Origin of the sequence: Methyloversatilis sp. (assembly GCF_030698125.1) — a bacterium.
In the GTDB taxonomy this organism is placed as follows: Bacteria; Pseudomonadota; Gammaproteobacteria; order Burkholderiales; family Rhodocyclaceae; genus Methyloversatilis.
This window is the reverse complement of sequence record NZ_JAUYNV010000047.1, coordinates 84,367-94,531: the sequence shown is the minus strand read 5'-3', so window position 1 is coordinate 94,531 and position 10,165 is coordinate 84,367. Positions and strand designations below refer to the sequence as shown.

Annotated in this window: 8 protein-coding genes; all 8 read right to left on the bottom strand. The window is 63.6% G+C overall.

Features of this window, described 5'->3' with window-relative positions; all coding sequences use genetic code 11:
- Positions 1 to 15: 15 nt before the first annotated feature.
- Entirely contained in the window at positions 16 to 156 is a 141-nt protein-coding gene (locus Q8Q80_RS15585; RefSeq protein ID WP_305633798.1) for a hypothetical protein, read from the bottom strand.
- 719 nt (positions 157 to 875) lie between these two features.
- The gene (gene zapE, locus Q8Q80_RS15580; protein ID WP_305633797.1) at positions 876 to 2,018 is read right to left on the bottom strand and encodes a cell division protein ZapE; all 1,143 of its coding nucleotides are present in this window, start codon (positions 2,016 to 2,018) and stop codon (positions 876 to 878) included.
- A gap of 9 nt (positions 2,019 to 2,027) precedes the next feature.
- Entirely contained in the window at positions 2,028 to 3,464 is a 1,437-nt protein-coding gene (gene lpdA, locus Q8Q80_RS15575; RefSeq protein WP_305633796.1) for a dihydrolipoyl dehydrogenase, read from the bottom strand.
- A gap of 90 nt (positions 3,465 to 3,554) precedes the next feature.
- Complete coding sequence (odhB, locus tag Q8Q80_RS15570) at positions 3,555 to 4,826, bottom strand: 2-oxoglutarate dehydrogenase complex dihydrolipoyllysine-residue succinyltransferase (RefSeq protein ID WP_305633795.1); 1,272 nt, start codon at positions 4,824 to 4,826, stop codon at positions 3,555 to 3,557.
- 28 nt (positions 4,827 to 4,854) lie between these two features.
- A complete protein-coding gene (locus Q8Q80_RS15565; RefSeq protein WP_305633794.1) occupies positions 4,855 to 7,674 on the bottom strand; it encodes a 2-oxoglutarate dehydrogenase E1 component in 2,820 nt (939 codons plus the stop codon).
- 188 nt (positions 7,675 to 7,862) lie between these two features.
- A complete protein-coding gene (gene gltA / locus Q8Q80_RS15560; RefSeq protein ID WP_305633793.1) occupies positions 7,863 to 9,143 on the bottom strand; it encodes a citrate synthase in 1,281 nt (426 codons plus the stop codon).
- A 51-nt stretch (positions 9,144 to 9,194) separates the two neighbouring features.
- Positions 9,195 to 9,449, bottom strand: coding sequence for a succinate dehydrogenase assembly factor 2 (locus Q8Q80_RS15555; RefSeq protein WP_305633792.1), 255 nt, complete (start codon positions 9,447 to 9,449; stop codon positions 9,195 to 9,197).
- A gap of 2 nt (positions 9,450 to 9,451) precedes the next feature.
- Entirely contained in the window at positions 9,452 to 10,162 is a 711-nt protein-coding gene (locus tag Q8Q80_RS15550; RefSeq protein ID WP_305633791.1) for a succinate dehydrogenase iron-sulfur subunit, read from the bottom strand.
- Positions 10,163 to 10,165: the final 3 nt, after the last annotated feature.

The window sequence follows — 10,165 nt, the reverse complement described above, 5'->3', positions numbered from 1 at the left end:
CAATGCGTGCGTCGTTCATGCACCGCCACGCTCGAAGATGGAAATCGCCTGCATGGCCAGCCGTGGGACGGCTCCTACGAAAACCATCAAACGTTCAAAGCCCCGGCGATGTTTTTCGTAGGAGCGGACCCTGTCCGCGATGCGCGCGTTGCTCATGCGCCATTACGTGTTCGGAGACCGGAATCGCCTGCGGGGCAGGCTCCTACGAAAACCGCGACGGCTTGCCCTTCGGAGCGGACCCCGTCCGCGATGCGCGCGTTGTTCATGCGCCGCCACGTGATCGGAGACCGGATCGCCTGCAGGGGCGGCGCGGGGGTTTCGGCGAGCACCGCTCGCCGCCCGCGATGCGCGCGTTGCTCATGCACCATCACGTGTTCGGAGACCGGAATCGCCTGCGGGGCAGGCTCCTACGAAAACCGCGACGGCTTGCCCTTCGGAGCGGACCCCGTCCGCGATGCGCGCGTGGTTCATGCGCCGCCACGTGATCGGAGACCGGATCGCCTGCGAGGGCGGCGCGGGGGTTTCGGCGAGCACCGCTCGCCGCCCGTGGAGCCGGTCGGCCATGCAGGGCCGACCGTGGGACGGCTCCTGCGAAAACCATCAAACGTTCAAAGCCCCGGCGATGTTTTTCGTAGGAGCGGACCCTGTCCGCGATGCGATCGTCATTCACGCACCAACACGTGTTCGGAGACCGGAATCGCCTGCAGGGGCGGAGCGGGGGTTTCGGCGAGCACCGCTCGCCGCCCGTGGAGCCGGTCGGCCATGCAGGGCCGACCGTGGGACGGCTCTGCGAAAACCGCGATGGCTGCCCTTCGTAGGAGCGGACCCTGTTCGGAGATCAGGGATCACAGGGACAGACACCTGCCAAAAAACGCTCAACTGACCGTCGCGGGCGCTCCGCCGGCAAAATCCACCCGGTGCGGCGACGCGAGGTATTCACGCGTGCGCATTTCGATCAGGCGACTGACCGTGCGGGTGAATTCGTTGGCATTCGGGCCGTCGGTATACAGCAGGTGCGCTTCGACTTCGGCCGACAGGATGAGCTTGACCCGGAAGTCATACAGCACGTCGACCAGCCAGGTGAAACGCCGCGCCTCGTTCGACTTTTCGCGACTCATCTTCGGTACGTCGGACAGGACGACGGAGTGGAAGCGCCGTGCCAGTTCGAGGTAGTCGTTCTGCGAGCGCGGGCCGCCGCAGATTTCCTGGAAGTCGAACCACACCGCGCCCATCGAGCAGGCATGCGTCTTCAGCGTACGACCGAGAATGTCCAGCGTGCCGTCGGACGATGGCTCGCCGCACAGCTCGCGGAAATCCTCTTCCAGCCGCCGGTCGGCGTCGACGCCGTTGGGCACCATGTAGATGTCCATGCGTTCGAGCGATCGCAGCCGGTAATCGATGCCGGCATCGAGTTCGAACACCTCGAGCTTCTTCTTCAGCAGCTCGATGGTGGGCAGGAAGTTCTGCCGCTGCAGCCCGTTCGGGTACAGCCCGTCGGGCGGATAGTTGGAGGTGGCGACCAGCACCACGCCACGTTCGAACAACGCCTCGACCAGCCGGCCGAGAATCATCGCGTCGGCGATATCGGACACGTGGAATTCGTCGAAACACAGCAGCCGGGCGGACTGCGCCAGATCGTCGGCCACCTGCGCCAGCGGATCGGCTTCCGACTTGTGCTGCTTCAACGAGGCATGCACCTGCTGCATGAAGGCGTGGAAATGCACGCGCCGCTTGCGCCGGTATGGCACGGCGTCGAAGAAGCAATCCATCAGGAAACTTTTGCCGCGCCCGACGCCCCCCCAGAAATAAACCCCGCGCGGCGGCTGCACGCGTGACAGCAGCTTGCGCAGCTGCGAGCGGCGCGCCGCCTTGAAGCCAAGCAGCTCTGCGTAGAGCTGCTGCAGCCGCAGGGCAGCGGCGCGCTGCGATTCGTCCGCCGTGTAACCGTGCGATTTCAGCGCCGACTCGAAGGCGTCCATCATGCCCCGTTCGGGCACCTGGAGGATTTCGTGCGGCATCGCCCGGTATCAGAAGTGCAGCGGTCGCTTGTCGCAGGCCAGCGCAGCTTCGTGCATGACTTCGGACAAGGTCGGATGTGCGTGGCAGATGCGTGCGATGTCTTCCGAGCAGGCGCCGAATTCCATCGCCACGACCGCCTCGGCGATCAGCTCCGAGGCATTGTTGCCGATCACGTGCACGCCGAGGATGCGATCGGTTTCGGCGCAGGCGTACATGCGCACGAAGCCGGTGGTGTCACCCTGCCCCAGCGCGCGACCATTCGCGGCGAACGGAATCTGGCCCGCCTTGAACTCGATGCCGGCCGCCTTGAGCTGCGCCTCGGTCTTGCCGACCCAGGCGATTTCCGGGTGGGTGTAGATGACCCAGGGCACGGTGTCGTGATTGACGTGACCCTTCTGGCCGGCGATGCATTCGGCCACCATGACGCCTTCTTCCATGCCCTTGTGCGCCAGCATCGGGCCGGGCACGACGTCACCGACCGCCCACACGTTGGCGAGATTGGTCCGGCACTGTTCATCGACTTCGATGAAACCGCGGTCGCTCACCTTCAGGCCGACCGCATCGGCGTTCAGGCCATCGGTATTCGGGATGCGGCCGACCGACACGATCAGGCGGTCGCATTCGAGCACCTTCTGCTCGTCCTTCAGTTCGTACTCGACGCGCACGCCATCGGCCGTGCGTTCGACCTTGCCGATCTTCACGCCGAGCTTGATGCCGAGCTTCTGCTTCGCGGTGAAGGTTTTCCAGGCTTCCTTGGTGATGGCCGCATCGGCCGCCGAAAGAAAGTCCGGTGCGGCTTCGAGGATGGTCACCTCGGCGCCGAGCCGCTTCCATACACTGCCCAGTTCCAGCCCGATCACGCCGGCGCCGATGACGCCCAGACGCTTCGGCGCACCGTCAAACGCCAGCGCGCCCTCGTTGTCGCAGATCACCTCATTGTCGACCGGAATATCCGGCAGATGGCGGGCACGCGAGCCGGTCGCCACGATGACGTGCTTCGCCATCACGTGTTCGGTCTCACCGTTGCGCGTCACGGCGATCTTCCATTTTTCATCCTCGCGGCCGGCGAAACTGCCCAGACCGCTCAGCAGCGTCACCTTGTTCTTCTTGAACAGGCCGCGGATGCCGCTGGTCAGCTGATCGACGATGTTGTTCTTGCGCTTCATCATCACGCCGACGTCCATGCGCGGCGAATCAACCGAAATGCCGTGCATCACGAAGCTGTGATTGGCCTGCTCGAACAGCTCCGACGACTGCAACAGCGCCTTTGACGGAATGCAGCCCACGTTCAGGCAGGTGCCGCCGAGACGCACCTCGCCCTTCGGGTCGGCGTAACTGTTGTACTCGATGCAGGCGGCATTCAGGCCAAGCTGGGCGGCGCGAATCGCTGCGACATATCCGCCGGGGCCGGCACCGATCACGACGACATCAAATTCTTTGGACATCTACATTGCTCCACAAAAAACCGATTCAAGTATCAGGATGCAAGGGAGCGGCCTCCTCTTGCATCCTGCATCTTTCGACTTGAAGCTGGTTCAGACGTCAAACAGCAGGCGGGCCGGATCTTCCAGCGCTTCCTTCATCGTCACCAGACCGAGCACCGCCTCGCGACCGTCGATGATTCGGTGGTCGTAGGACATGGCGAGGTAGTTGATCGGGCGGATCACCACCTGGCCGTTTTCGGCGACCGGCCGGTCCTTGGTCGCATGCACGCCCAGGATGGCCGACTGCGGCGGGTTGATGATGGGCGTCGACAGCATCGAGCCGAATACGCCGCCGTTCGAGATCGAGAAGGTGCCGCCGGTCAGCTCTTCCATCGACAGCTTGCCGTCCTTCGCCTTCTGGCCGAATTCGGCGATCTTCATTTCGATGTCGGCAAAGCTCATCTGGTCGGCGTCGCGCAGAATGGGCACGACCAGACCGCGCGGGCTGCCGACGGCGATGCCGATGTCGAAGAAGCCGTGATAGACGATGTCATTGCCGTCGATCGACGCGTTCAGCAGCGGGAACTTGCGCAGCGCCTGCAGCGCAGCCTTTACGAAGAACGACATGAAGCCAAGCTTGACGCCATGCGTCTTCTCGAACTTCTCGGCGTACTTCTTGCGCAGGTCCATGACCGGCTGCATGTTCACTTCGTTGAACGTGGTCAGGATGGCGTTCTGCGACTGCGATTGCAGCAGGCGCTCGGCGACGCGGGCGCGCAGGCGCGACATCGGCACGCGCTGCTGCGGCCGGTCGGCCAGCAGCTCTTCGAGCCGGACCGGCACCGGCGGCTGCGGCAGTGCGGCGACGGCCGGTGCCGGCGCGGCAGCGGCACGTGGCGCGGCGGGCGCCGCGGCCGGTGCGGGTACTGCGGCACCGACGGCATCCGGCTTGGTGATGCGGCCACCGCGACCGGTGCCCTGCACATCACCGCCGGCCAGACCGCGTTCGTCCATGATCTTGCGCGCGGCCGGACTGGCCGGTGCCGACGAGGATGCGCTGGCCGTCGCCACCGCAGCGGCAGCGGGCGCCGCGGCAGGTGCTGCCGGTGCGGCAGCGGCCGCCGGTACCGCAGCAGCTGCCTTGCCTTCGGTGTCGATCTGGGCGATCAGCTCGCCGCTGGTAACCAGGGCGCCGTTCTGCTTGATGATGGCAACCAGTACGCCTGCGTCCGGCGCGGGGGTTTCCAGCACCACCTTGTCGGTTTCGATGTCGATCAGGTTTTCATCACGGGCGACCGCTTCGCCCACCTGTTTGTGCCAACTGACCAGTGTGGCTTCGGCCACCGATTCGGACAGCTGCGGAACCTTCACTTCGATAAGCATTTGATCCTGTCTCCCTGTCGGGGGCGTCCTAGCGCCCCACTCCTGCGAACGCTGCTTCGATGACCGCCTTCTGCTGTGCCTGGTGCTTGGCGGCATAGCCGACCGCCGGCGAAGCCGCCGCCGGTCGTGATACCAGTTCCAGCTTCATGTCGCCCACTGCCTTGCCCAGGTGCTGACGCGAAATGAGCCAGTACCACATGCCCTGATTGCGCGGCTCTTCCTGCACCCAGGTGATGCCCTTCGCCTTCGGATAGCGCGCCACCTGCGCGGTCACCTCTGCCGACGGGAAGGGATAGGGCTGTTCAAGACGCACGATGGCGACGTTCTTGATGTCGTTCGCACGACGGTGCGCCAGAAGTTCGTAGTAGATCTTGCCGCTGCACATGATGATGCGCTCGACCTTCTTGTCGTCCAGCGCATCGACCTCCGGAATGACCGGCTGGAAGCGGCCGTTGGCCAGTTCGTCGAGTGCCGACACGGCGTCCTTGTGACGCAGCAGCGACTTCGGCGTGATGATGACCAGTGGCTTGCGCACCTTGCGCAGCATCTGGCGACGCAGCAGGTGGAAGATCTGCGCCGGTGTGCTCGGAATCGTCACCTGCCAGTTGTTTTCAGCCGACAGCTGCATGTAACGCTCGATGCGCGCCGACGAATGCTCCGGGCCCTGACCTTCGAAACCGTGCGGCAGCATCATCGCCAGACCGCACAGACGGCCCCACTTCGCTTCGCCCGACGCGATGAACTGGTCGAACACGACCTGTGCACCGTTGGCGAAGTCGCCGAACTGCGCTTCCCACACGACCAGTTCGTTCGGTTCGGTCGTCGCGTAGCCATAGTCGAAAGCCAGCACGGCTTCTTCCGACAGCACCGAGTCGATCACCACGCAGGGCGCCTGGTCTTCCTGCAGGTGCTGCAGCGGCATGTAGTTGCCGCTGTCCCACTTCTCGCGCTTCTGGTCGTGCAGCACGGCATGGCGGTGGAAGAAGGTGCCGCGGCCGACGTCTTCGCCGGATACGCGCACGCCATAACCTTCTACCAGCAGGGTGGCGTAGGCGAGGTTCTCCCCCATGCCCCAGTCGACCGGCTGGCTGCCCTGCGCCATGGCAGCGCGATCGTCGATGATCTTCTGCACCCGCGAATGCAACGCAAAACCGTCCGGTACGGTCGTCAGACGCTTGCCGAGGCGTGCCAGCTCGTCCTTCGGCACGCGCGTGTCGCACTCGTCGGTGTAGGGCTGCTTCAGGAAGGGCGTCCAGTCCACCGCGAAGCGGCGCTGATGATTGGTCAGCACCGGGTCCTGCGCCAGCCGCCCTTCGTCCAGCGCGGCGCGGTAGTCGGCGATCATCTGCTCCGGCTCCTGCTCGCCGATCACCGCCTGCGAAACGAGCCGGTCGGCGTAGATCTTGCGCGTACCCGGGTGCGCCGTGATCTTCTTGTACATCAGCGGCTGGGTCACCATCGGCTCGTCCTGCTCGTTGTGACCGAGCTTGCGGTAGCAGATGATGTCGATCACCACATCCTTCTTGAATTCGGCACGGAATTCCATCGCCATGCGCGTCACGTAGGCCACCGCCTCCGGGTCGTCGCCATTGACGTGGAAGATCGGCGCTTCGACCATCTTGAAGATGTCGGTGCAATACAGCGATGAACGGTAGTCACGCGGATCGGAAGTGGTGAAGCCGATCTGGTTGTTCACGATGATGTGCACCGTGCCGCCCACGCCGTAACCGCGCGTCTGCGAGAAATTCAGCATTTCCTGATTGACGCCCTGGCCGGCCACGGCCGCGTCGCCGTGCAGGATGACCGGAATGACCTGGGTGCCGCTCTTGTCGCCACGGCGGCGCTGGCGGGCATACACGGAACCGACCACCACCGGATTGACGATTTCCAGGTGCGACGGGTTGAACGCCAGTGTCAGGTGCACCGGACCGGACGGCGTATTCACGTCGGACGAAAAACCCATGTGGTACTTGACGTCGCCGGCCGACAGGTCGGATGCCGCCTTGCCCTCGAATTCCGAGAACAGCATCGACGGCGCCTTGCCCAGCGTATTCACCAGCACGTTCAGCCGGCCCCGATGCGCCATGCCGATGACGATTTCCTGTGCGCCCTGCGCGGCTGCCACACGCACCAGTTCGTCCATCGCGACGATGGTCGATTCGCCGCCTTCGAGCGAGAAGCGCTTCTGGCCCACATACTTGGTATGCAGGTAGCGCTCCATCGTTTCGGCAGCCGTCACGCGTTCGAGAAAGCGCTTGCGGTCTTCGACCGAGTAGCCGTAATTGCCGCGCATCGGCTCCAGCCGCGCCTGGATCCAGCGCTTGTGGGCGATGTCGGTCATGTACATGTATTCGGCACCGACGCTGCCGCAATACACCTGACGCACCGACTCGAGGATTTCACGCAGGCTGGCGCGGTCATCCGGCGGGAAGCGGAACGAACCGGTGCTGAATACGTCGCCCAGGTCGGCTTCGGTGAAGCCGTAGTGCGACGGCTCCAGTTCGGAAATGTCAGGCCGTTCGGCGCGCTTGAGCGGGTCGAGCTGTGCCCAGCGATTGCCGAGGAAGCGGTAGGCGTTGATCATCTGCAGCACGCCGACCTGACGCTTGTCGTCGGCAGCCGGGCCGGCAGAGCGGGTCGGACCGCGCTTGGCCAGTTCGGCAAACGATGCGACGACCGGCGCATGGGCCACATCGGCGGCAGCGCCCGGCAGATGTTGAAGGGATTCGAAGTAGCTGCGCCAGGCGTCCGGGACGGAACCCGGATTGGCAAGATAGGACTCGTACAACTCCTCGACGAAGGGCGCGTTGCCCCCGAAGAGGTAGGAATGACTCAACATCTGCATCATGACTCGCTCCCCCGCCCGGGGTTGCCCGGGCTTGTTATGGCGATGCCCACGCGGTCGGATCACGGGGCACCTGTCGTGCTCCGGACCCTCGCGGCTCGTGGGCGTCGAGAAGGCCTGCTGCATGCGGTTGTTCATGTTCGCCCTGCGGTCTCCGCATGACCGCAGGGTGTGTTGCGCAAGCTGCCCGATCAGGGCTTGATGTCGCGTCGCGCCGGGCCGACGTAGAGCTGGCGCGGACGACCGATCTTGTATTCCGGATCGGTGATCATTTCGTTCCACTGCGTGATCCAGCCGACCGTACGGGCCAGCGCGAAGATGCAGGTGAACATCGTGGTCGGAATGCCGAGCGCCTTCTGCACGATGCCCGAATAGAAGTCGACGTTCGGGTACAGCTTCTTCTCGATGAAGTACTCGTCTTCCAGTGCGATGCGTTCCAGTTCCATCGCCAGCTTGAACAGGCGGTCATTCTGCAGGCCGAGTTCGGTGAGCACTTCGTGGCAGGTCTGGCGCATCAGCTTGGCGCGCGGATCGAAGTTCTTGTACACGCGGTGTCCGAAGCCCATCAGCTTGAAGCTGTCGTTCTTGTCCTTGGCGCGGGCGATGTACTCGGGCACGCGCGACACGTCGCCGATTTCTTCCAGCATCTGCAGGCAGGCTTCGTTCGCACCACCATGCGCGGGACCCCACAGGCAGGCGATACCGGCGGCGATCACCGCATAAGGGTTGGCGCCAGAGGAGCCGGCCAGACGCACGGTCGAGGTCGACGCGTTCTGTTCGTGGTCGGCGTGCAGCGTGAAGATGCGGTCCAGCGCCTTGACCAGCACCGGATTCGGCTTGTACTCCTCGCACGGCGTGCCGAACATCATGTACATGAAGTTGCCGGCGTAGCACAGGTCGTTGCGCGGGTACATGAAGGGCTGGCCGACCGAGTACTTGTACGCCATGGCGGCGATCGTCGGCATCTTGGCGATCAGGCGATTGATCGAAATGTCGCGATGCGCCTGATCGGAAATGTCCATGCCGTCATGGTAGAAGGCGGACAGTGCGCCGACCACACCGGCCATGATGGCCATCGGGTGGGCGTCGCGGCGGAAGCCGGCATAGAAACGGGCCAGTTGCTCGTGCAGCAGCGTGTGACGCTTGATCTGATTGACGTACTCGGCCTTTTCTTCAACGCTGGGCAGCTCGCTGTTCTTCAGCAGGTAACACACGTCGAGAAAGTCGCAGTGCTCGGCCAGCTGTTCGATCGGGTAACCGCGATACCACAGCTCGCCCTTGTCGCCATCGATGTAGGTGATGGTCGACTTGCAACTGGCGGTGGAGAGGTAACCGGTGTCATACGTGAACATGCCGGTCTTGGCATACATCGAACGGATATCCACCACATCAGCGCCAGCGACGCCGCTCATGATCGGGAACTCGGTGGTCTGACCTTCGATGGTCAGCGTAGCAGTGCGTTGATTTGTCATGTCTAACCTCTTCACTTCCTCAAAATGGCCCGGATCAACTCTGCCGCGTTTTCACGCTGCACGCAGCAGGTCAACCATCCCCTTCAGACGCGTCTCCTCGCACTGCTCGCGTCCGCTGACAATCGCCAACAAGGTGATGTCGTCGTAATGGAGCAGTTCGAACAACTCTGCCCTCTGCTCTGTAGTCAAGCTTTCAAGATGATGCTCGATGAAGCGCTGCAGGATCAGGTCGAGCTCCAGCAAACCACGTCGGCAATGCCAGAGCAGTCGACCGGGGCTGACCTGGTAATCGTTCGCGCTGTCCATGCTCAGACGGCCCGGCGGACCATCATGTCCTTGATCTTGCCGATGGCGCGCGTCGGGTTCAATCCCTTCGGGCATACATCGACGCAATTCATGATGGTATGGCAACGGAACAACCGGTACGGATCTTCAAGGTTGTCGAGCCTCTCGCTGGTCGCCTGATCGCGCGTGTCGGCGATGAAGCGGTAGGCGGCAAGCAGACCGGCCGGGCCGACGAACTTGTCCGGATTCCACCAGAAGGACGGGCAGGCTGTCGAGCAGCACGCGCACAGGATGCATTCGTACAGGCCGTTCAGCTCCTCGCGGTCTTCCGGCGACTGCAGGCGCTCGCGCTCGGGCGGGTGCTCCGGATTGATCAGGTAGGGCTTGATCGAGTGGTACTGCTTGAAGAACTGGGTCATGTCGACGATCAGGTCGCGCACCACCGGCAGCCCCGGCAGCGGGCGCAGCACGATGGGCGTGGCGATCGAATCCATGTCGGTCAGACAGGCCAGACCGTTCTTGCCGTTGATGTTCATGGCGTCCGAACCGCACACGCCTTCGCGACAGGAGCGGCGGAAGGACAGCGTGTCGTCTACGTCCTTGAGCTTGACCAGCGCGTCGAGCAGCTTGCGTTCGGTGCCGTCGAGCTCGAGCGAGATCGACTGCATGTAGGGTTTTTCGTCGCGGTCCGGGTCGTAGCGGTAGATACTGAATTCGACAGTACGGGCAGTCATGCT

Coding starts and splice junctions, on each gene's coding strand:
- Q8Q80_RS15585 (WP_305633798.1), bottom strand. CDS start 156: ATGAGCAACGCGCGCATCGCGGACAGGGTCCGCTCCTACGAAAAACAT.
- zapE (WP_305633797.1), bottom strand. CDS start 2,018: ATGCCGCACGAAATCCTCCAGGTGCCCGAACGGGGCATGATGGACGCC.
- lpdA (WP_305633796.1), bottom strand. CDS start 3,464: ATGTCCAAAGAATTTGATGTCGTCGTGATCGGTGCCGGCCCCGGCGGA.
- odhB (WP_305633795.1), bottom strand. CDS start 4,826: ATGCTTATCGAAGTGAAGGTTCCGCAGCTGTCCGAATCGGTGGCCGAA.
- Q8Q80_RS15565 (WP_305633794.1), bottom strand. CDS start 7,674: ATGATGCAGATGTTGAGTCATTCCTACCTCTTCGGGGGCAACGCGCCC.
- gltA (WP_305633793.1), bottom strand. CDS start 9,143: ATGACAAATCAACGCACTGCTACGCTGACCATCGAAGGTCAGACCACC.
- Q8Q80_RS15555 (WP_305633792.1), bottom strand. CDS start 9,449: ATGGACAGCGCGAACGATTACCAGGTCAGCCCCGGTCGACTGCTCTGG.
- Q8Q80_RS15550 (WP_305633791.1), bottom strand. CDS start 10,162: ATGACTGCCCGTACTGTCGAATTCAGTATCTACCGCTACGACCCGGAC.